Below are 23006 nucleotides of genomic sequence, written 5' to 3' on the forward strand. Positions count from 1 at the left end.
TATAAAATGAGAAAATATATAACAGGCTTCGCAGTTGGCGCCATTTTGGCCGGGACGACGGCGGTTTATGCGGATAATGCCATTAATGCGGTGCTATTCCCGGCGAAATATGAGGTGAACGGCGAAGCAAAGCAGCTGCCTGACGGCTACTCGACCATCAATGTGGATGGGCATGCGTATGTCCCGATCCGTTTTGCCGCTGAAAGCTTGGGTGCCGTAGTTGCCTACGATCACGACAGCACGACGATCCAAGTCGACAACGACTTTCCCGTCACGAACATGAACAGCGGTATTCGCGCCGGCCATTTGCAGGTTACCAAAACAGCCGAAGGGGCTGCGGTCGAAGGCAAGCTGTTTGTCGGGCAGGACCACTGGGAAGCGATGACGAACTCGCGAAAAAGCGGCATTGCTCCGGGAAGCGACGTTACGGTTACGGGAGATCTTTTATTCTATGACGATCAGGGCAAGCATATAGGCAAAGTGCCGATCCAAGCGGCGTTCGTCGCCAAGGGCGATCAGATTCGCGATTTCAAGGCGACGGCCGATCGCGACGTGACGGGATATGCATTTGCTTTGCTGGCTAATGTAGGTCCGGTTCCGAGGGGGCTGCCGGTTCCGCCTACCGTCGATGTCTACGATTCGTCGAACAGACTGGGCATCGGCGATGTCCGGATGGCCGCGCAGGACGGTTTTACGAAAATACGCGGCTGGGTCAGCCTGAACCAAACGGGCAATTACCGATACGATGCCACGCTGACCTTCTATGATGCGGCAGGCAAGGCGCTTGGTACGGCGGAATTGAAGCAGACGGGCAGCGGCAGCGCCGAAAGCTTCACCGCAACGACATTCGAAATCGCAGGCAAGGGCGATTTTACCGACTACAAATCCGTATCGGTAACGGTAAATACGTTCGAACCGACTAGCGATCCATTGAAATAACGGCATCTGCCGCATCGTTAGGAGCAGGCCGTGCGCTTCGCCGCGTTTGGTCTGGTCGAGGCGGTTCCCCCTTAATGAGGGGAGATGGCCTTTCTGGCTATGAGCATCGTTTCAGCCTTTTGCGGATCGTGCATTAAGACCTTCCTGTATTCGATCATCCAGTCCAGCGTTTCAAGAATTTGATCATATTCGGCTTTCTTCTGCTCAATCTCTTTTTTCTTTTGTTCGATCCAGTCAATGACCTGCTGGTTCGTCTTCGTGTTGGTATCTTTATCCTGAAAAATCTCTTTTAGCTCGGCCAGCGAGCAGCCCAGTCCCTGAAACTTCTTGATCATCTGTAGACGCTCCACAGCTTCGTCAGAATAATGGCGATAGTTATTTTTCTCCCGCTGAACATGACGGCTGTCGAACAGGCCTTCCTTTTCGTAAAAACGGATCGTGTGAACGGATAATCCCATCTTTTTCGCTAATTCTTGAATTTTCATATTCATTTCTCCTCGTATAGTATTTCTAGAACCAAGTTTTAAGCCGATTTCCAGTTCCCATGGGAACTGGCCGCAAACTTTTCGATTTCCAGTAAATCGCACCTTGAAAATTGCAAAAGGGACTGGACTTTCCCGCATGCCTCTGGACAATAGATCATAGGGATCTATCGGGGAAATTCTTTCTCCTCCTGTAGCACGTCTACATTTCTAAGTCTGTTTCTCCGGTACGCGTCTGAGCTTCTGACCCGCTGGCCGTTCCCTTCGGCACCCCATGCCTGGACTAGCAAGCCAGGGCAGCTCATGGACCGAAGCGTGTTCTTATAGGCGAGGGTGATTGATCTGCGCGTGCGCCGGAGGCATCCCGGAGAGTCTATTCCCTGCATCCCTCATCGAAAGGAGGAAATTCCATTTGACGCTTTTTGTCGGTATTGACGTCAGTTCGAAAGAACTGGAAACGTGTTTCATGAACACAGACGGGGATAAGCTCGAGACCCTCACAGTGAAAAACAATCTGGAGGGGGCTGCTCATCTGCGAGATCGCATCGTTGCCCTAGCGGACAAGCACGCGGTCTCCGAGATTCACATTGGGCTTGAATCGACCTCGGTCTACAGCTGGCATCCCGCCATGTACCTGCATAGTGACCCTACACTCCAGGAGCGCCATACCAAGGTCTTTACCATGAATCCAAAGTTGGTCAGCAAGTTCCGAGAAACCTATCCCGACCTGAATAAAACCGACCGGCTTGATGCCTGGGTGATTGCGGACCGTCTGCGCTTCGGGCGGCTGACAACCACCATTGTCATGCAGGAGCAGTATGTTGCGCTCCAGCGTTTAACGCGCATGCGGTTTCACTTGATCCATAACCTGACGCGCGAGAAACAGTACTTCTTGCAAAACCTGTTCTACAAGTGCAATGCCTTCACGACCGAAGTCGAGAGCTCGGTGTTCGGCCATGCCATCCTTGAGATGCTCTCCGAAAAGTACAGTCTGGACGACATCGCGACGATGGATGTCGGCGATCTGGCCGACTACTTGCGGGACAAGGGGCGCAATCGCTTCCCGGATCCCGAGAACGTCGCGCGCTGCATTCAGAAAGCGGCCAGGGCCTCTTACCGGCTGTCCAAAGTCGTCGAGGATTCCATTGATCTTGTGCTGGGTACATCCATTCAAGCAATCCGGAGCATCCAGGCTCAGCTCAAGGATTTGGACAAGGCGATTGAGCAAATTCTCGAGACGATCCCTGGCTCCCTGTGCCTGCGTTCTGTTCCCGGCATTGATCGCGTCTATGCCGCTGGCATCCTTGCCGAGATCGGTGACATCGAGCGCTTTAGCGACCAAGCCGCTGTCGCCAAGTATGCTGGCCTCACCTGGCGCAAGAGCCAGTCTGGCGCCTTTGAAGCCGAAGACACCAAACGGATTAAATCCAGCAACCGATTCCTTCGCTATTACCTCGTTGAAGCTGCCAACTCGGTAAAGAACCGCGATGAAGAATTCGGCGAGTACTACCGGAAGAAATACAAGGAAGTGCCCAAGCACCAACATAAACGCGCCCTCGTCTTAACCGCAAGAAAGCTTGTGCGTCTGGTCGATGTGCTGCTACGCAACGGCCAACTCTATACGCCACGGAAGAAGGTGACGCCTGCGAAGGATTAACGCCTCCTTTGCTAAAGTCCCTGGCATAATTCCCAGTTAAAATCTGGATATTATCTCGATTTTTCGCTGGGTTCAGTTTGAGCTGTCCTTTTTTCGGCACTCCCAGCTGTTACAGCCAAGAAAATTTCCAATTCGACCGATTCGGGGACTTGACATCATACCGCTGGACTCAGAATGACTTGCCTTAGAGTTCACTCTATAGTTTATGCTTGAATGGTGCAAGTCATCAACCGCGTAGAGGATCATCCTTTGTGCGGAAAATCTTATGAGGAGAGATCATGATGCGTATTTTTGTAACCGGAGCAGCCGGCTATATCGGTTCAGAAGTGGTTCGCGAGCTGCTGGAAGGCGGTCATCAAGTTACAGGACTTACCCGTTCGGATCAGGGCGCCGCCTTATTGGAGAAGGCCGGCGCAGAGGTTCATCGCGGCACTCTTGAGGATCTTGACAGCCTTCAACGCGCCGCCGCTGCCGCCGATGGTGTTATTCATCTGGCATTTAACCACGATTTTTCGGATTTTGCCGGATCGCTGGCTGCGGATCTGCGTGCCGTAGAAGCGATGGGAGCGGCGCTTGAAGGCTCCGGCAAGCCGTTCGTGATTACGGCTCACGCCAATGGGGTTGCATCGGAGAATGCAGTTATCGGACTGGCTGAACGCGGGGTGCGGACATCTATCGTGTCGCTTGCGCCATCGGTGCACGGGGAACAAGATAAGGGCTTTGTACCGCGACTGATTCACATCGCCCGTATGAAGGGCTTCTCCGCTTACATCGGCGACGGGACCAATCGCTGGCCGGCCGTTCATCGCTTCGATGCGGCAGCACTGTTCCGCTTGGCCGTTGAAGCCGCCCCGGCAGGCTCGCGGCTGGATGGCGTGGGCGATGAAGGTATCCGATTCCGCGACATTGCCGCAGTGATCGGACGGCAGCTGAACTTGCCGACGGTCAGCATTTCCCGTGAGGAGGCAGAAGGTCACTTTGGTTTTCTAGGCGTCCTTGCAGCGCTTGATATCCCTAGATCGAGTGCGCAGACTCAGGAGCTGCTGGGCTGGCGTCCTGTGCAGCCGGGGCTGCTTGAAGATCTCGAGCAAGGGCACTATTTTCAAAACACAATCGAGTAACGACTCGCGTCCGGCAGAAGCGGCGGCAAGCCGGAGCTTCAAGCTTCCTCTCTCGAGCGGAAGCCGCGGGGTTCGTACAAAGGCTTAATCCGAGCTGATCCGAGAGCACCGCCGCCATAGATAAGGGTTATCGCTTTGGAAGTTTTAAAAGGGTGGTGAGAAACGCCCGCTCCGCATGCGAAAGCATCTTCCGAACGCTCTTGTCCCCGGATTTCTTGAATAGACAAGCCCGTGAAACGGGGGAAATCCGGGAACAAAGGCGAACGCTAAAGCTTCTCCAGATTGCTCTCGGCTTACTTCGCCCGCTTTTTCACCGGACTTTTAAGGGCTGCCGGGAGGCGGCCCTTTTTTGTCTAAGAAAACCCCCAGTTCGACTGGGGGTTCGGGAAAGCTTATAGCTATGAGTAAAAATCCCTTGACCTTTATGATAAGATGATAGCCGGTCTGCCAACCGCAACATCAAATCAAGGAGGACAAGGGAATGGATAAGAGCAGTCTAGCACATACCCGCTGGAACTGCAAATACCATATTGTATTTGCACCGAAATATAGACGGCAAGTCATCTATGGGAAATTAAAAAGAGAGATCGGAAAGATCATCCGGGAGTTGTGTGAGCGCAAAGGGGTGGAGATTCACGAAGCGGAAGCGTGCCCGGATCACATCCATATGTTGGTGAGTATTCCACCGAAACTGAGTGTATCGGAGTTTATGGGGTACTTAAAGGGAAAAAGTTCGCTGATGATCTTCGATAAATTTGCGAACCTGAAGTATCGATACGGAAATCGGCAATTTTGGTGCAGAGGCTATTTTGTGGATACGGTAGGGCGAAACAGGAAAGCGATAGCCGAATACATTCGAAATCAACTAACAGAGGATAAGAACTACGAACAAATCACGATGAAAGAATTGTTCGACCCGTTTACGGGTGAGTCGGTAGGAAAGGGCAAATAAAAGAGCCCCTTTGAGGGGCAAGCCCGGGACCGCTCGCGGTTGGCAGACTTTCAGTGCGCCTTCTTAGGCGCGTGCTAGTACCATGCCCTTATAGGGCTGATGGAAGCCACCGGCTAAGCCGGTGGTTATGACTTGCCATGGCGTACACGGTCAGCTGTTTGGGTGAAAGCTTCGCCATGTCTAAGCATAAATGGACTTGACACCGCTCTCATTTATGATTAGTATGAAGAAGCGGACAATTGGGTCACCCAATTACCCATAAATCCGTAAACACATAAGTCATGAACATACGGAAAGGTTAATGACAATGACGATTAAGAAGATTAAATATCATCGGGTCTACGAGGATGTCATTGAGCAGATCGAGAATCTCATTCTCGAAGGCAATCTGGCTCCGGGCGATGTGCTGCCGACGGAAAGAGAGCTGGCTCAGGCGTTCGGCATCAGCCGCGGCACTTTGCGGGAGGCGTTCCGTATACTGGAGCGGGAAGGGCTGATCGAGACGCGCCCTGGCGGCGGACGGTTCCTTAGCAAAAATTTGAGCAAAGCGGAAGATCAGAAGCGCATTATCGAGAATATCGAGCGGGCGACGATTATGGAGCTGCTGGAGGCGCGGGAAATTTTCGAGACCGGCATTGTGGAGCTGGCGGCGCTAAGGGCGACGGAGCAGGATATTGCGGAGATTGAAAACGCTCTGGAGCGCTGGGGCACGATCGACACCGACTCGGACGATCCGACGAACCCGGATCAAGCGTTCCATCTATCCATCGCGAAGGCGACGCATAATGTAGTGCTGGTGAATCTGATCGATCTGCATATGGATCTGCTGCAGAAGACGGCGACGAAGACGGTGGACATTCCCGGCCGGAAGGCGGAAGTATATAAAGAGCATTTCCGGATTTTGCAGGCGATCAAAGAGAAAGACCCTCAGAAGGCGAAGGAAGCGCTGCTGCATCATATCGGCCAAGTGAAGTCGAATATTATGCATAATAAAGTGGGATCAAACGGATGATGCGCATCCTTTTGATCGTTTAATTGGGTCATCCAATTACCCAGATAAATAAATCTTGGCGAGTTGAGTCGCCAGGAAGCGAGGCCGACTCTTTTGCAGATAGAATGTAATCGGTTGCAAATACTTCGGAGAGTGGAGGGTGCATATGACAACAGAACAATTCAAAATACTGGCCCCCTGCGGCATGCTGGGGTACGGTTTTCCTAAAGCGTCCTTCATGAAAGGCATGGAACTGAAGCCGGACGCGATTGTCGTCGACGCCGGTTCAACCGACGCGGGGCCTCATAAGCTGGGCGCAGGCACGGCGATTGTGAGCAAGCAGGCTTGCAAGAAGGACCTGGAGATCATCGTTACCGAAGGGGCCAAGGCGGGCATCCCGGTTATCATCGGGTCGGCCGGAGGCAGCGGAGCCAAGGTTCACGTCGAATGGACGCAGGCGATCATCATGGAGATTCTGCAGGAGCAGGGGATCGGCGGCGTCAAGCTCGCCACGATCTGGGCGGACATCCCTCACGAGGTGGTGGAGGCAAAGCTGCAAGCGGGCGAGTGCGAGCCGCTCGGCCTGTCCGTCGCCCCGCTGACGCCGGAGAGGCTGCAGGCGACGAGCCGCATCGTGGCGCAGATGGGCCACGAGCCGATCATCGAGGCGCTCGCCGCGGGAGCGGATATTATCATCTGCGGGCGCGCTTACGATCCGTCGCCGTTCGCGGCGGTCGCGATGTTCCACGGCTACGATACGGCGCTCGCCTATCATCTCGGCAAAATCCTCGAATGCGCCGCCTTATCCGCGGAGCCGGGGACGACCAAAGACAGCATGCTCGGCACGCTGAAGAAGGATTCGTTCATCGTGCAGCCGCTGAGCGAAGCGCGCCGGTGCACGGCCGTATCGGTCGCGGCCCACACGTTCTACGAGAAGGATCACCCGTACATTCTGCATGGACCGGGTCTGGTGCTGAACCTGGAGCATTGCCGGTTCACCGAGCTTGGCGACGGCAGCGTCGAAGTGACCGGCAGCCGGATCGAAAAGGCGCCGGAGTACAAGATCAAGCTGGAAGGCGCGATGAAGGTCGCCTACCGGACGTTCGTCGTCGCCGGCGTGCGCGACCCGCTGCTGATCGCCCGCATCGAAGAGGTGGAGGAGCTGGTGAAGCAGCAGGTGCGGGACTACTACAGCGAGATTGCGCCGGACGATTACCGGATTCATTTTATCAACTACGGCTTGAACGGCGTACTCGGCGAATTGGAGCCGCAGCGCACCCCCGCCCATGAGCTGGGCGTCGTCTTCGAGGTGGTGGCGAAGACGCAGGAGCTGGCGAATGCGATCTGCAGCTCGGTCCGCTCGACCTTCCTGCATTACGGCTATGAAGGCCGCAAGGCGACGGCGGGCAATCTGGCGTTTCCTTTTGCCCCGAGCGATGTGCCGTTCGGCGCGGTGTACGAATTTTCCGTCTACCACTTGATGGACGTCTCTGACGGGCTGGAGATGTTCCCCATCGAATACACGGAGGTGAAGCCATGAAGCTATATGACGCAGCAGCCGTATTGCGCAGCAAGAACAGCGGCCCGTTCGAAATTACGGTCGACGTCTTGTTCGCCGACCCCGACGTGTATAACAAGATCAAGCAATCCGGACTCATCAATAAACAGCTCGTCTCGCGGTTATATAACATTGCCGAAGAGCAAATTATGCATATCGTGTTTTTCGACCAAGCGCTTGGGTTCAAGATTACGTTCTCCCGCAAAGTATCGTCCGGGACGTTCCTCGACCGCGACGTATACGGGGCCCAGCAGCACGCGCCGCTGATGGAACTGGAAGTGAATCTATGAACGAGGCGGCAGATCCGTCGGTTCGTCCGAACGCGGCTGCATCCGGTTTTATAGTAAAGCGGGATTATAACTTGAACAAAAACTTTCCCATTCACATCTCACGCTGGATGCCGAGCATTTATATGGAACCGTTTCATTGGCACACCTCGTTTGAAGTCGGATATTGCATTGAGGGGAAGGGACTCTTTCACTTTGAGGATAAGAGATATGAGATCAACACAGGCGATGTGTTCGTTGTGAGTCATATGGAACAGCATCGGGCGCAATCCGATCCCTTGAAGCCGTGCCAGTTTCACTTCTTGAAATTTGACGGCTCTTTGATCGATGGAGGGGAGAATGAGCTATTAGCCCCGTTCTTTATGAAGTCGCCGTATTTCGTGAATAAAATCGACGGACATCTGCCCGCGGCCGTACAGATTGGAGCGCTTCTGCGAGACATTTGGAATGAAATGCAGGAGCAGGAGCGGGCGTACACGAGCATGGTAAGAGGATTATTATTACAAGTATGCACTCATCTGTTCCGCCATTATGCCAAAGAAATTCCGATGGAAGAGTGGACCCGTTCGCTGCAGGCCTATAAGAAATTGCAGCCGGCGCTCGGGCTGATTCACCAACAATATGATGAACCTATTCAGCTGAAGGATCTGGCTGCGAGCTTATCCTTGAGCACGTCCCGGGCTTATCACTTATTTAAAGAAACGATGGGAGAAGGCTTCAAAGAATATTTAACCAAAGTCCGCATTCACGAGTCGAAAAAGAAATTGAGCGATCCCAATGTATCGATTACCGAGGTGTATCTGTCATGCGGCTTTCAAGGCCATGCTTCGTTCTACCGATCGTTTAAACAAATTGTAGGAATGACCCCTAAGGAATTCAGAAAATATATGCTCACTTTGTAACGATAGCTATTTTTGAGAAGAATTAAAGCGAATTGAAGAGGACGCATCCGCAACAATTCATTACAATGTAACGTATGGAAATAAGCGCTTTCATGTTGAGCGTTAAGGCAGCTTGACAATCAGCTTAGAATTTTACCGGACAAGAGGTGAGAATACCAAGTGAACACTAGAATGAAGCGAATGTGGGCAGATAAAACATTGTATCTCATGCTGCTTCCCTGCATCATCTATTTCGTGCTGTTCCACGTATGGCCGATTATCGGCATGAAGCTGGCCTTCTACGATTACCGCATTCTCGGCGATCACGAGTTCGTCGGTCTCAAATATTTCAAGGAGCTGTTCAGCACTCCGGTTTTCGCCAATGTCTTGCAGAACACCTTAATTATTAGCGCGATGAAAATGTTCCTTATTTTCCCGATCCCGATCTGCTTCGCCTTGATGCTGAACGAATTCGCCAACGGGAAATTCCGCAAAGCGGTGCAGGTCGTATCGTACTTGCCGCATTTTCTGTCATGGGTCGTTATTGCCGGGATCTGGTTCGAGTTCCTGTCCCCGTCGACCGGGGCAGTCAATGAATTCGTAAAGGCGCTCGGCATGCCGGCCAAAGATTTCCTCACCGACAAGGACAGCATCCGCTGGGTGCTGCTGGCAAGCGAAGCTTGGCGCAGTATCGGCTGGGACTCGATCATTTTCTTAGCCGCGATTATGGGCGTCAGCCCGAGCTTGTATGAGGCCGCTTACGTCGACGGCGCCAGCCGCTGGCATATCGTGACGCGCATCGTGCTGCCGCATTTGTATGTACCGATGGTGACCATCTTCATCCTGAATGTCGGCTTCATTATGAATGCCGGACTGGATCAGGTGCTCAACTTCACGAATGATTCCGTCAACAGCCAAATCGACATTATCGATACGTACGTATACCGCGTCGGTCTGATCAACGGGCAATATTCGTTCGCAACGGCGGCCAACCTGTTCAAAAGCTTGATCGGCGTCGTGCTCGTGCTGTCCACGCATTTTATCTCGAAGAAATTAACGAACAAAGGCGCATGGTAAGGAGGTGGAAGTATCATGCTAGAAAGAAGGCTTACCGTTCCCAAATTGCTCATCGGGCTCGTTCTGACGCTCGTTACCTTGACGATGTTCGTCCCGATCATGAACCTGCTGGCGAGAGCGTTATCCCATCCTGCCAAAGTATATCTGCTGCACGGATATGAAGTATGGCCGAGGGGCTTCTCGTTCATTAACTTTCAAGTCGTGCTCAGCAACCCGATTGTCGGGAGAGCGCTGCTCAATTCGGTGTTTATTACGGTGGTCGGTACGTGCTTGAGTATCTTTTTTACGACGATCGCCGCTTATGTGCTGACCCGCAAAACTCTAGCCTTCAAAACGCCGATTATGATCTTCCTGATCATCATTATGATTTTTGAGCCGGGGATCGTGCAGGAATATATGGTCATCAAGGACCTGCATCTGCTGGATAGCCTATGGGCGATGGTGCTGTACCGGATGATTAACGTCTATTATCTGATCATTATGATGCGGTTCCTGGAGGAAATCCCGGATTCCTTGATCGAAGCGGCCAAGATCGACGGCGCTGGGCATATGACCTTATTCATGCGAATCGTCATGCCGCTCTCGCGCATTCCGCTGTTAACGATAGGGATGTTCTATGCGATTGCCAAATGGAATGAGTTCTTCAAATCGAGCATCTTCTTGTCCAGCCGGGAGAATACGGTGCTGCAGGTGCTCTTAAGACAATTCGTCGTCGAACGCGACACGACAGCCCTGGTCGGCGCGGCGGATCTACTCAAGAACAACAATATTGCCCAGCTCGATTTCTCGTCATTGAAAGCGGCTACAATCATTATCGCGATGGTTCCGATTCTTATGCTGTATCCGATCATACTGAAATATTACACCAAAGGGGTCATGGATGGCGGCGTCAAGGAATAATTCCAATTCAGAACAATGGGGAGGAAAACAGAAATGAAAAAAATGTTCACCCTAATGGCAGCCGGTTTGATGGTGGTAACGACCGCTTGCAGCTCCGGCAATACGAAGGCTCCGGCCGAAGCGGGGCAGGGCACGCCGGATAAGCCTGTGACGATTACGATTGTCGATAAAGATTTGACCCCCGACGACAAGCTGCTTAAAGGCATTGAAGAAGGGATGAAGGCCGAAGGGAAAAACGTGAAGCTGCAAATCGTTCCCGTACAGAGCGGCACTTACTCCGAGAAGCTGGGGCTGCTGCTGCAAAGCGGCAATATTCCCGACTTGATCTACTTCCAGGGCGGGGATTACCAGTTCGCGGTGACGCAGAAGATTCTTGAGGACTTGACGCCGTACATCGAGAAATCCACCTATGTCAAAGCATCCATGAATGAGTACAACAAAGAAAGAACGAAGAACTATCCGTATCTTGTCTGGCTGTCTCAGACCAGCAATTCGGTTCCGGTCGTTCGCGAGGATTGGCTGAACAAAACGGCTTCCGGCAAAGAGCTGCTCGCGAATCCGACAATCGACAACTACTATAACTTCCTCAAGGAAGTAAAGGACAAGAACGGCGCCAAGTTCGCCTACACGACGGCCGGCACCCTGGATGAGCTCGATACGACCTTCGGCCAGGCGTTCGGTCTGACCGCGACGTGGATCAAAGGCTCCGACGGCAAGTACGCTTTCGGCAAAACGACCTCGTTCGAGAAGGACAAACTGGAGTTTTACGCCAAGCTGTACAAAGAAGGGCTGCTCGATCCCGAGTTTCTGACCAAGAAATGGGATACGAAGGAAAAAGCGTTCTACGACGGTCAAGCCGCCGTCATTGCTGGCACGCAGGGCAAGGTTATCGATATTTACAATACCAAAACGATGTCCCAGAACGGCGCGAACGCGAAGCTTATGCCGCTGCCTCCGGCCAAGGGCAAGGCCCAAGGCTATACGCCGGTTGACGTCAGCAAGGAAAGCCGCGGTTTCGCGATCGGCACAACGTCCAAGAACAAGGATATGGCCTTCGCCGTCTTGGAGTTCCTGGCCAGTCCCAAAGGGCAAATGCTCGATAAGCTCGGCGTTGAGGGCGAGCAGTACAATATCGTGGACAACAAAATCAAATTGACGGATAAATTCGCCGAATGGTATGCGCGCTTCGTCGAGTCGACGGTGAACTTCAAGCCTGACAAAGCATTCGATCCGTCGACGCCGTACTTGTCCGAGCCGGCTGTCAAGTCGCTGGAGATGATGGCGTCCATGTCCTCCAAAGACAACAGCTTCATTATCCCTGCGGAGCTCGCCGCCAAGTGGGATGCCTGCAACGCGCTGTATAGGGAATTCGCCGCGAACGTCGTCACCGGCAAGAAATCGATCGCCGATTTCGATAAGTTCGTACAGGATTGGAACGCGGCAGGCGGTAAGGAAATGACCGAGTACGCGAATAAAACGATCAAGTAAATTCGGTTTTGCAGCTCGGAAGCGACAAGGCAAGGCAAGGCAGAAGCAGATAAAAAAAGCCGCGGAGTGCGGAGCTGACGGCTTCGCGCTCCCGGTATGGATGGGAGAGCAGGCTCATGATTTCTTTTGCAGACCGGGTCAGAGGAGTCGTCTTCGGCACCGCCTTCGGCGATGCGATGGGGGCGGTCGTGGAGAAAATGACCCATGCCCAGATCAAGGAGCAATACGGCCGGATTGAGACGGTCAAGACCAAGTGGTGGAAGGCGGATTGGCCGGAGACGGGAAGGCTCGGCAGAATGAGAGGGCAGGGCATCGTCACCGACGATACGCTGATGACGCTGGCGCTGATGAATGTATACTGCACGGAGCGACGTCATCTGGACGCGTACGATATGGCTAATGAATTCGTCAAGGAAATCGCGTTCCGCCCGAGATATATTCCCGAATTCGGGCGGGAAGCGTTGATCCTGGATCGGTTATTTTATCCGGAGAAGCATATTTTCAACCGCCATGTGCTGGCGAACTGCGAGCCGCGCGAAGGCGGCTACGGCAATATGGTCAACTGCGGAGCGGCAATGTACATTGCTCCGATAGGGATCGTGAATGCCTGCAATCCGAAGGCGGCTTACGATGAAGCGATTCTGTTCGCCTCCGGCCATCAGCTGAGCTATGGGCTGGAAGCGGCGGGCGTGCTGGCGGCCTGCGTCGCCAAGGCTTTCGAGCCGGGCGCGACGGTGGAGGATATTATGGAGACGGCGCTTCGCTATGCGAAGGACGGCACGAAGCGGGCGATCCATGAAGTATGCGCGAAGGCGCTGGAGCTGCGGGCGGCGAAGCGGGAGCGGAGCAAGGTCGTGCAGGCTCTGCACGAGGCGATCGCCCCGTACTCGCCGATGGGCGACGACGTCAACCGCAGCATCGACAAGCTCGGCGTCCCGTCGAACCATTACACGCCGAGCCGGCTGTTCTCCATCGAGGAGCTGCCGCTCGCGCTCGGCTACATCGTGCTGCACGACGGCGACCTGCTGGAGGCGGTCAAGGACGGCGTCAGCTCCGGACGCGACACGGACTCCATCGGCGTCATGATCGGCGCGATTCTCGGAGCGATGCAGGGCGTGCAGGCGATTCCGGCCGATGAGATCGCGGCGCTGGAGGAAGCGAGCAAGCAGGATTTCGAGACGCAGTGCGACCGATTCATCGAAGCGGCTGCGGCGATCATTCAAGAAGATGTGCAGTTTAACGAGCGCAGGCAGCAGCAGCTCCGTTCAATACAATAAAGGCGGTGGACTTATCATGATTCCTACAAATTATTTGGAAAAAGTATACTCCGGTTACCTCGGCATGAATATCGGCATCCGATTGGGCGCCCCGGTTGAGCCGACCATCTGGACTTATGAACGCATTCAAAATACGTACGGTGAAATTACCGATTATGTCAAGGAATTCAAAAACTTCGCGGCCGACGACGACGCGAACGGCCCCTTCTACTTCTTGCGCGCGCTCTATGACGACGCCGTCGACCGCGATGTGACCCCGAACGATGTCGCTCGCGCATGGCTCAACTATGCCCGCGAAGGCGTCGGCATGTTCTGGTGGGGCGGCTACGGCGTCAGCACCGAGCATACCTCCTTCATTAACCTCAAGAACGGCATCCCGGCGCCGCAATCCGGCTCCATCGAGCAGAACGGGCTGATCATCGCCGAGCAGATCGGCGGGCAAATTTTTATCGACACGTGGGGGCTTGTGAACCCGGGCAACCCTAAGAAGGCCGCCGACTTCGGCGAAGCCGCGGCCCGCGTCTCCCATGACGGCGAAGGCGTGCTGGGCGCGAGGTTCTTCTGCGCGGCGATTGCCCAGGCGTTCTTGACCTCGGATATTAACGAGATTATTGAAGCGGGTCTTGCGCAGATTCCCACGGATTCGCTCTATGCGCAGGTGGCCAGAGCTGTGCTGGCGTTCCACGCCGAGCATCCGAACGACTTCCGCGCCTGCCGGGATATGCTGGAAAGAGACTGGGGCTACGATAAATACAAAGGCGTCTGCCATATCATCCCGAACGCAGGCGTCTGCGTCCTCGCGATGATCTACGGCCAAGGCGACTTCAACCGCACCGTCGAGATCGCAACTATGTGCGGCTGGGATACCGACTGCAACGCAGGCAACGTCGGCACCGTGCTCGGCGTCGCTGCCGGACTGGAAGGCATCGCGGACAAATACCGCAAGCCAATCAACGACTCCATCGTCATGTCGGGGATTTCCGGCTATCTCAACATACTGGACATTCCGAGCTATGCCAAGGAACTCGCCATTCTTGGCTACCGCCTGGCGAAGGAGCCTTGCCCGCAGGCGCTTCTGGACAGCTTCAAGGAGAACGAAGTCTACTTCGACTTCGAGCTGCCGGGTTCGACGCATAATATTCGCGTGTCCGATCCGTTCTTCTGCCAAGCGCGCCATTCTACGGAAAAAGCGTTCCAGGGAACCGGCTCCCTCGAAGTGGTCTTCGACCGGATGGTCCGCGGGGAGAAATCCAAAGTATTCTATAAGCCGTTCTACACCCGCGACGACTTCAGCGACGAGCGCTACTCGCCGACCTTCGCGCCGCGCGCTTATTCCGGCCAGAAAGTGTCGATGAACATCTACCTCGACCAATGGAGCGGCAACGAAACGATGGGCATCGCTCCTTACGTCCGCTTGGCCAAGAGCAAGAAGGAGCTTGTTCAAGGATATATCAAGCTCGTCAATCAAGAATGGATTCATGTCGAGTTCGACATCCCGGATTCCGAAGGCGAGCTGATCGACGAAGTCGGTATCGTGCTCGAAGCCTATTCGACCCGCAAGCCGAAGAGCCTCGGCCGCATCTTCATCGACGAGTTCCGCATCTACGGCCCGGCGGACTACCGCATCGACTTCGGCAAGCAATCCGTGGACTTCGGCTGCGTAACGCCGTTCGCCCACAACCACGGCGCTTGGAGCCTGGTCGACGGCACCATGTACCTGATGACCGCCGAGCCTAGCGAGGCGTATACAGGCAGCTACTTCGCACGGGATTACTCCGTGTCCGTGAAGATCAACCCGCAGATCGGCGACTCGCATCTGGTTGCCATCCGCGCCCAGGGCGCTATGCGCGGCTACCACGCGGGCTTCGACGGCAAGGATCAAGTCGCGATCTATATCAACGACTTCGGCTTCAAGAAGCTCGCCTCGGCCAGCTATGCTTGGCGGTTAAATCAGGAGTATGATGTGAAGGTAACCGCGCAGGGGAATACGATTACGCTCAGCGTAAATGGCGAGCAAGTGCTGACGCATACCGACGATACATGGGGTTACGGCATGTACGGCGTAAGCACGCTCGGCGTGGCGAGAGCTTATTATAGCGATATTCGAGTGAGAGAGAACTAGCAGTTTGTTGGACCCAATAAGCAGAGTGAGTTTTCATTCATAAGACGTATACGACGGATAGGGATTGCCACTTCACCGCTATTGAAATTCAAGTTGTTAATAATTGATTTAATGGTTACAACCTTGATTTCAAAGGCGGCCGTAGACTTTCCGTGGCAATTCCCTTTCCTCTGTTATACAGATGAATGAAAACTCACGACGAACCCAGTTCGTCCAACAAACTCCTAAAAAATGGGGTAGGAAACCAATGGGGAACATCATTGTCCTTGGCAGCGCCAATATGGATATGGTTATGCGTACGAGCCGTATCCCGGAGATCGGCGAGACGATGCAGGGAGAGGGCTTCTTCCTCTCTCCCGGCGGCAAGGGAGCCAACCAGGCCGTCGCCTGCGCCAAGATGGGCGCCGACACCTGGTTCATGGGCAAGGTCGGCGACGACCTCTTCGGCCAGTCTCTGCTGGACGGCCTCTCGGGCTACGGCGTCCGCACCGATTACTTGACGCGTGAGCCGAACGTCACGACAGGCGTCGCCGCGATCACCGTCTGCAACGGCAACAACAGCATCATCCTGGACGGCGCCGCCAATCAGCGTGTCACGCCGGATTACATCCGCGGCTACAAGCAGCAGCTTCTCTCCGCCGCCGCCGTCATGCTGCAGCTGGAGATTCCGCTGGAGACCGTGTATGAAGCGGTCCGTATGCTGAAAGGCAACGTGCCGATATTTTTGAATCCGGCACCAGCTGTGCCGCTTGACGGCGAGATTCTGCAAGGCGTGGACTACTTCACGCCGAATGAAATCGAATGCCGCTTGTACACCAATGTGGAGATTCGGAGCACGGAAGATGCGTTTAAGGCTCTGAATATTTTACGGGATAAAGGGATTCGTTATCCCCTCATCACGCTGGGCGAGAAGGGGATCGTGTACTTCAACGGGACCGAGAATGTGTATAAGGAAGCTCGCAAGGTGGCAGCTGTTGACACCACCGCGGCGGGCGATACCTTCTCCGGCACGCTGGCCGCGATGATTATCGCGGGCAAGAGTATGGACGAAGCGGTCGACCTGGCGCAAAAGGCTTCGGCTATCGCGGTGACGCGGTTAGGGGCCCAGGAGGCGATTCCTGGGGCCCGGGAGATTTTGGGGTAGTTGAGGAGAGTGGGGAAGCCATCCTTTGTTTTTGAGGGATGGCTTTTTGTGGTTTGTGGCTGGAGGTTGGAAGTTTTTTATTTGAATATTTGAAGAAAAATTGAACAAATGCAGCTTGCATATGAAACTTGCTTCTTTAAGATTAACTGGGGTGGTGAACCGTATCATAAGTAACGGCAAGTTTTTTGTTATGGACCCGCCAAAAAAGGTGTGTGTAAGGTTTTGAGTGGAGGGGTTTGCCCTGAGCCACACCCTGCAAAAAAGCTCGTTTGCGGGGGGGGGGGGTGGCTGTATAATAATATATATAAGAGTTCATTTTCAAATACAATTACTAGCACTCGATAAAAAGGAGTGCTAGTAAGAAAACTGAAAAGAAAGGGAGAATAAAGTCTGAATTTCGGGGAAAATGGACGAAAAAAGGCCAAAATCGCCATATAGCGACTTTGACCTTTTTGACTTTTGACATAGAAAAATAATACAATAGTATTGGGACAAAGTTTTCCGATTGTCCACTCAGTAGTCCTTTCGATGTGGGGACATCGAAATCTACCAATAGCTTTTCCGCTTCCGTTTACGATGTTTATATAGTACCAGATGCTAGATTGATAGGCAAGAAGAAAAGGAAATGTGACGAAAAAGTTCATTATATGTTCGCTTTTTTGTTCTTGAAATAGATGGGGCGGATTTTGTTGGAGTGGCAAGCAGGTTAGGGGGTTACATACATAACGGAAATTCTTCCTGTCCTAAATGAAATGGGAAGGATAGATTGTATGCCAATTTATGAGGCTATTTACAGAAAAGAAGACCACGAGGAACAAGTTACAGTTAATAATATTGAGCAACATGAGAACTATGCCGACGTAAAGAATAACCTATATTGTACCTATGGAGGATGCAATGCAAGGCTCTCGTATGTTCCAAAAGGAAAAGTGAGGGCGCATTTTAAAACCTGGCCAAAAGATAATCACATCAAAGATTGTATTGATTACTTTGAGCGGGTGGCCTCAGCAAGCAGACAAAAATTTATTGCAACTTCAACAATGGCTTTAAGCGATAAACATATTAAAAATGTTCTTGACAATCTGAAGAGAAAAAGAAATGAGCAAGAAACGGGTACTAATAATACTAAACCGGGTACTAAGAAAAGACCACGCCCCAAAGTTGATCCTGGTTCTGGTGAAAATCCTACCCTTAATATTGTTCCAACAACAGGGCCGGATGCGGATTTGGCCAGTGGAGAAGACAATATTAAGGAGCCGTCTGTTAGAAATAGATCGCTTATTAATTTAACGGACGATGATTTGGGTTGGACGCGAAGTCTCGAAAACTTTATTCAAAGCGTCGAAACAGGTGACAAAAGGGCTGTCTTAGAGTTAAAAGATGGGGACAATAGCTTTAGAGTATATTTCGAAGAATTTTTCTTTGATGACGCACCTGTCAATTTCCCCGGCTTCTTTGAATCTCTCAAGTTTCTAGTGCAGAAAGGCCAAGACTGTTTATTTTCAGGCGTAGGTTTAATTGAGCGTCGCAATGGGCAGTATGCAATGGTAGTTAATCGGAGCAATCATTTTTATATCGATTATCAATACCTTGCTGTATTCATTCACAGTCAATCTGCATGATAATACTTTATCAAATGGGCCATTCGTTTATGGATGGCCTTAAACCTACCGCTACAGACAGTACGGAGAAAACTATCACAAATGACAGGTATTTTACGACTTATTTACTAATTAAGGATATAGCTAATATAATTACTGTAAAGAAAATAGTAGGGGGTTAATATGGAGATATACAATGTTGGGGATGTGTTTGTATCAGTAGGGTTCCCAGAACATACATACATTTCTCGCGATCATATCGAGCGTGAAATGAGGTTGGGAAAAGTAAATAAGGCTAAGCAAATACTGATATACGGAGGCTCAAAAATGGGGAAAAGCAATCTTTGGAGGAAACATTTCTCTGAAGATGATATTATCAAGATTCCTGTTAACTCTAACAAAACAGTAGATGATATTTATTCTGAAATCTTGTCCGAACTGCAGGCCTTTTACACAACTGAAAAAGGCCAAGCTACTGGTATTACAGCTACACTATTAGGAGAGCTCCAGGCCAAAGTTTCGGCATTGTTTAGTGCCAAGTTACGAGCGTCTATTCAAACAAATCGAACCAATAATGAAAGAGAGGCACCGGTTGCCCATCCTGTAATTGGGTCAAATTTGGTTATAAAATACTTAAAACCGAGTCGTAAAGTTGTGGTCCTTGAAGATTTTCATTATGCCAGCGAAGAAGTAAAGAAACAACTTTCCCAGGATTTGAAAGCTTATTCCGACGAGCGGCAACAATTTGTAATGTTGAGTGTGGAGCCAATTAACACAGACTTGGTATTGTATAATCCAGATTTAATGGGAAGAATTATTGGGATCTCGGTAGGAGCATTTTCTCCAACAGAATTAACTGAAATGATAAAAAGAGGTGCAGGGTTGTTAAATGTTGGATTTTCCACTGACTTGGTGCAGAAAATCGTTAACGAATCTATGAACAGTGCTGCATTGGTGCAAGATATTTGTCTGAGGATATGTTTTGAAATTGATGTTATGTCAACAAAAGCAATAAAAGAACATTACTCTGATTTAAGTCTTGTGGACAGGGCTTGTCAATCCATTGCAAGTGATAACGAAGTTGCCTACAGAAAGATCGTAGCAGAAGTAGCCGCAGGTGGTAGGTCTGACGGTACTACTGAAAAATATAAGTGGTTTCTAAAAATGGTGAGGGATACCGAAATACCTGAAGAAGGCTTGAGAAACACCGAAGTTTTACAACGCTTGAGAACGATGGGACATAACGAAATTGAACAACATTCGGTGACAAGTGGATTGAAATATTTGCCAAACTTACTGATTCGAAGAAAGCTACCCCCGGTTTTTGGTTATAATGGGGGAGAAAATGCAGAACGCTTCTACCTACTGGATAAATATATGAAGTTTGTATTCAAGTGGAAACCGGAACTCGTAGATGCAGTTTTTTAGTTTAGGGCACCCAAATGGGTGCCTTTTAACTTGCCGTTACAGACAGCGCGGTCACAAATAGTGGTAAAGCAGAAAATTGAGTTGAAGGTTGAAGCGAAGCTGTTAGGTCTTCAAAAGGGTACCTAAATAAGGGATTTGTTTAATTTTGGTAGTGGTTGAGACGTTATATGTAGTAAATTGTTGATAGTGATTATTATCAAATTGCGATCAATTTGGCAAGTTAAGCTGATCTATCTCAATAATGTTGACCAGAATAGCAAAGTGCCTGTTCCGGTCTTCTTTGGAATCCCCATTATAATAAATCAAAAGTCTTTATGCTTCGTATCTTGGAGTCAACATATCTGTCAAGTTGAATGTTCATACTTTGTTCTACATGATTCCAGCAACTCATGAGGATTTTCGCGCCTGCTCTGGTAAATGCTTTACTTAGCAACAATGGACGTTACTCGTAAGTGGACAGGACGTGTGCAAAATTGGGGGCAAATGCTTCTTCAACTCTCCGTCTTTTTCCCTGACCGTATAGGTCATTATTTACGTTAGTATAGAGTTTACACAAAATACTGGACAGACCCAACGTTAAAAAGCTGGCCCCAAATGGGCCAGCTTTTAATACTTTCCTCTAACCTTCCGGTACGTCACCAAAGTTTCCTTTAAAAATTCAGCTTCCTCTTCAGTCAATGCTTCTTTTGTTCCGAGATAAAAAAGAACATTCCTATATTCCTCAACAGCGCTACTGGCTGGTTTATCTACTCTACCTAACAAATAATCAGTACTTACCTTGAAATAATCCGCAAGGGTTATAAGTGTTTCAAAATCAGGCTCCCGTTTTCCTTGTTCATAGTTAGCAAGTTGAGCTCTAGTGAATTTAAGGTGTTCCGCGAGTTCGTATTGACTGATGCCTTTTTTGTTTCTGATTTCTGCTAGCCGTTTTCCAAACAAGCGATCACCTCCACTAAACATTATAAGTAGTAAGAAATATCCAAACTACAAATGACACGATAAGTCTCTTATGTTGACTGGTTTATCAAAAAATAGTATGGTTTAGATATAAAAAGACACAAAGTGTGTCTTATTAAAAATGAAGTTAATTTCCTAAAGAGGTGAAATTTTCTGAAATACCTCATTTCTAAGATGCCTCTACAAGCCATTGAGAAATACATAACCAATGAATCAAACTCAGATTTCTTCGATGTCATGCTAACGATAGATGTCTACGAAGTCGGCGTAATTTTGTACCGACCACACGGAGAATCAGACTCCGCTTATGAGGAATTAGACATTTGGTATGGTTCGCTGTTAGCTTACGTAAATGACTACGATCTCAAGAAAATGATGTTAATTCATCTAATTAACGATACTCGGCAGGATATTCAAATGTACGAGGAACAATTACTAGGATTGACAGAAGAGGAACTGGCTAAACGTTGGATTCACAGACGGTTTACTCCTAATTACACCGTCTCGGTTCCTAGCCGTGGGGAAATGCTGAAGAATCATATTAATGAAGAGAAGAAGGACTTGAGGAGATATGAAAGGATGTTGTTTTATTTATTAGTTTATGGAGGGGGCTTTGAGGATCAAGGTCGTTAGTATCCTTTGTATCTCAGGACCCATGCCCATCGGCAGGGTTCTTTTTTATTCCCTTCATTTTTTGGATAAATGTAGGAATTTATACATCTGTGTCGAAATGCTTATAAATAATACCATAATGGAGTGAGACTAATGGCACGGACGTATCGAGCTGAAGGAAGGCAATTGGCCTATTTTCTGAGAGGGATATTTATTGTTGGTGCCAAGCGTAAGACTCCAAGCTCCGATAAGTCTTCACAAGCGAAAGTAGCAACGACTACAAAAGCAAAACTAACGGATTCTGAGTTGCTGAAAGCTAATGTCCATACGCTATCCGGAACAGATTTTGAAAGATTAATGGAGCTGTATTATAAAGATCAGGGATATCAGGTGCAGAGAGTTGGCGGTGCAGGCGATCACGAAGTGGATTTGATCCTGAAGGGGAAAGAAGGTTACAAAATAGCCGTTCAATGCAAGCGCTGGAAGCAAGATGTGGGCAATGACATTGTGCTTAGATTAAAATCCGGTAAGCAAGTGCATGGCTGTTACGATGCCTGGATTGTGACCACAAGCAATTTTACAAGAGCCGCCAAGGAAGCCGCGGATAAGCTGAACATTCAATTAATCAATGGATTGATGTTGGATGACCGTCTTAAGAGATGGAAGGCGAAAAAAGGAGTTTCCTAAAAATATTTGGAGGTAGAAGAATGGCTAGAAGGAAGAAGCAATCGATCCCGATATTATTAGTTCGTTTTCTTGGACTTTTAATGATGTTTAAAGTGTTTGTATGGGTCTTGGAAAACAACATTATGCACACTCCGATAAATGTCCCTGAGTTAAACTATGCCATAATTATCGTAATTGCCGCTTTGTTGTTACGTGTCGGTTTTGTAATATGGATGGCTCAACGTAAGAAAGCCGCGGTTACAAATGTGGAGGATTTCTCCGATTCCAAAGGATATACCGCTGCTACTGATTCTAACACTTGTGTAACATGTTAGAATTGGAAATAAAAACTTTAAAGGATCTTTTTTCTTCTTATTATTAATATTATTAGTATAAGTATTGAAAATAGGTTACATCCATAATACAAGTTAGTTAAATTCATTCTTTCAACCCAGTTGCTTACTAAAAGTCCGGAAATTGCGATTTTTTTTACGTAGGTCTCTAACTGATCGTACGAATCAAATTTAGGAGCATTTGTTACTGGGAACTCCATTGGAGATGATGCATCCGCGAGAGGCGGATAAAATTCAACCCAAACTTTATTGGTCCATAGATCTGTTTTATATCTCATTTCATCTTTAATGTTAGTATAGTCCCATCTGAAGAATGCGAGTAAATTCAATAAGATAATAATAATAGTAAAAATAAACACTAGTAATTTTCTTTTACTCAAAATATCCCTCCGTTTAATTCTGTACTAGATTATAATCGTCGAACAATTGCCTTCTAAAAATTATTTCTACATTTTATTCCAGATACCTTCTTGAGGGGGAGAGAGACAGCAAAACGGGGCAGTACCAGCGAAC

The 23006-nt window shown here is 50.0% G+C and carries 21 protein-coding genes; 19 read left to right on the forward strand and 2 right to left on the reverse strand.

Annotated elements, in window-relative coordinates; all coding sequences use genetic code 11:
• Positions 1–6: 6 nt before the first annotated feature.
• Positions 7–939, forward strand: coding sequence for a stalk domain-containing protein (locus tag SK3146_RS24080; RefSeq protein ID WP_249861149.1), 933 nt, complete (start codon positions 7–9; stop codon positions 937–939).
• A 71-nt stretch (positions 940–1010) separates the two neighbouring features.
• Here SK3146_RS24080 and SK3146_RS24085 read toward each other — a convergent pair whose 3' ends face one another.
• Positions 1011–1574: a MerR family transcriptional regulator gene (locus SK3146_RS24085; protein ID WP_249861150.1), complete on the reverse strand. Its 564-nt coding sequence runs from the start codon at positions 1572–1574 to the stop codon at positions 1011–1013.
• Between the two features lie 259 nt (positions 1575–1833).
• On the opposite strand from SK3146_RS24085, the gene SK3146_RS24090 reads away from it, so the two are divergent.
• The 15 genes from SK3146_RS24090 to SK3146_RS24160 all read left to right on the forward strand — a co-directional run bounded on the left by SK3146_RS24090 (position 1834) and on the right by SK3146_RS24160 (position 19905).
• Positions 1834–3078, forward strand: coding sequence for an IS110 family RNA-guided transposase (locus SK3146_RS24090; RefSeq protein WP_249861151.1), 1245 nt, complete (start codon positions 1834–1836; stop codon positions 3076–3078).
• A gap of 281 nt (positions 3079–3359) precedes the next feature.
• Positions 3360–4199 (forward strand): SDR family oxidoreductase, encoded by an 840-nt coding sequence (locus SK3146_RS24095; RefSeq protein WP_249866417.1) that lies wholly within the window; start codon positions 3360–3362, stop codon positions 4197–4199.
• A 481-nt stretch (positions 4200–4680) separates the two neighbouring features.
• Complete coding sequence (gene tnpA, locus SK3146_RS24100; RefSeq protein WP_249860177.1) at positions 4681–5151, forward strand: IS200/IS605 family transposase; 471 nt, start codon at positions 4681–4683, stop codon at positions 5149–5151.
• A gap of 307 nt (positions 5152–5458) precedes the next feature.
• Positions 5459–6163 (forward strand): FadR/GntR family transcriptional regulator, encoded by a 705-nt coding sequence (locus SK3146_RS24105; protein WP_249861152.1) that lies wholly within the window; start codon positions 5459–5461, stop codon positions 6161–6163.
• A 145-nt stretch (positions 6164–6308) separates the two neighbouring features.
• Positions 6309–7682 carry an acyclic terpene utilization AtuA family protein gene (locus tag SK3146_RS24110; protein ID WP_249861153.1) on the forward strand — a complete coding sequence of 458 codons (1374 nt, stop codon included), beginning with the start codon at positions 6309–6311 and terminating at the stop codon, positions 7680–7682.
• Positions 7679–7990 carry a DUF4387 domain-containing protein gene (locus SK3146_RS24115; protein WP_249861154.1) on the forward strand — a complete coding sequence of 104 codons (312 nt, stop codon included), beginning with the start codon at positions 7679–7681 and terminating at the stop codon, positions 7988–7990. Before SK3146_RS24110 ends, SK3146_RS24115 begins: the two co-directional genes overlap by 4 nt.
• Positions 7987–8889 (forward strand): AraC family transcriptional regulator, encoded by a 903-nt coding sequence (locus tag SK3146_RS24120; RefSeq protein ID WP_249861155.1) that lies wholly within the window; start codon positions 7987–7989, stop codon positions 8887–8889. Before SK3146_RS24115 ends, SK3146_RS24120 begins: the two co-directional genes overlap by 4 nt.
• Positions 8890–9060: 171 nt before the next feature.
• Complete coding sequence (locus SK3146_RS24125) at positions 9061–9945, forward strand: ABC transporter permease (RefSeq protein ID WP_249861156.1); 885 nt, start codon at positions 9061–9063, stop codon at positions 9943–9945.
• A 15-nt stretch (positions 9946–9960) separates the two neighbouring features.
• Positions 9961–10845 carry a carbohydrate ABC transporter permease gene (locus tag SK3146_RS24130; RefSeq protein ID WP_249861157.1) on the forward strand — a complete coding sequence of 295 codons (885 nt, stop codon included), beginning with the start codon at positions 9961–9963 and terminating at the stop codon, positions 10843–10845.
• 33 nt (positions 10846–10878) lie between these two features.
• Positions 10879–12333, forward strand: coding sequence for an extracellular solute-binding protein (locus SK3146_RS24135; RefSeq protein WP_249861158.1), 1455 nt, complete (start codon positions 10879–10881; stop codon positions 12331–12333).
• Positions 12334–12449: 116 nt separating this feature from the next.
• On the forward strand, positions 12450–13610 hold the full coding sequence (locus SK3146_RS24140; RefSeq protein WP_249861159.1) for an ADP-ribosylglycohydrolase family protein: 1161 nt from the start codon (positions 12450–12452) through the stop codon (positions 13608–13610).
• Positions 13611–13626: 16 nt separating this feature from the next.
• Positions 13627–15732, forward strand: a complete 2106-nt coding sequence (locus SK3146_RS24145) for an ADP-ribosylglycohydrolase family protein (RefSeq protein ID WP_249861160.1) — start codon at positions 13627–13629, stop codon at positions 15730–15732.
• 280 nt (positions 15733–16012) lie between these two features.
• Positions 16013–16876 (forward strand): ribokinase, encoded by an 864-nt coding sequence (rbsK, locus tag SK3146_RS24150; protein WP_249861161.1) that lies wholly within the window; start codon positions 16013–16015, stop codon positions 16874–16876.
• Positions 16877–17646: 770 nt separating this feature from the next.
• Positions 17647–18498 (forward strand): hypothetical protein, encoded by an 852-nt coding sequence (locus SK3146_RS24155; protein WP_249861162.1) that lies wholly within the window; start codon positions 17647–17649, stop codon positions 18496–18498.
• A gap of 162 nt (positions 18499–18660) precedes the next feature.
• Positions 18661–19905: a hypothetical protein gene (locus tag SK3146_RS24160; RefSeq protein ID WP_249861163.1), complete on the forward strand. Its 1245-nt coding sequence runs from the start codon at positions 18661–18663 to the stop codon at positions 19903–19905.
• A gap of 606 nt (positions 19906–20511) precedes the next feature.
• Here SK3146_RS24160 and SK3146_RS35345 read toward each other — a convergent pair.
• Complete coding sequence (locus SK3146_RS35345; RefSeq protein WP_249861164.1) at positions 20512–20844, reverse strand: helix-turn-helix domain-containing protein; 333 nt, start codon at positions 20842–20844, stop codon at positions 20512–20514.
• A gap of 192 nt (positions 20845–21036) precedes the next feature.
• Between SK3146_RS35345 and SK3146_RS24170 the strand changes: the two genes are divergently transcribed.
• The 3 genes from SK3146_RS24170 to SK3146_RS24180 all read left to right on the forward strand — a co-directional run bounded on the left by SK3146_RS24170 (position 21037) and on the right by SK3146_RS24180 (position 22475).
• Positions 21037–21495: a hypothetical protein gene (locus tag SK3146_RS24170; protein WP_249861165.1), complete on the forward strand. Its 459-nt coding sequence runs from the start codon at positions 21037–21039 to the stop codon at positions 21493–21495.
• 132 nt (positions 21496–21627) lie between these two features.
• Positions 21628–22161 (forward strand): restriction endonuclease, encoded by a 534-nt coding sequence (locus SK3146_RS24175; protein ID WP_249861166.1) that lies wholly within the window; start codon positions 21628–21630, stop codon positions 22159–22161.
• A 20-nt stretch (positions 22162–22181) separates the two neighbouring features.
• Positions 22182–22475, forward strand: coding sequence for a hypothetical protein (locus SK3146_RS24180; protein ID WP_249861167.1), 294 nt, complete (start codon positions 22182–22184; stop codon positions 22473–22475).
• Positions 22476–23006: the final 531 nt, after the last annotated feature.

The organism is Paenibacillus konkukensis, from assembly GCF_023523925.1.
Classification (GTDB): Bacteria; Bacillota; Bacilli; order Paenibacillales; family NBRC-103111; genus Paenibacillus_S; species Paenibacillus_S doosanensis.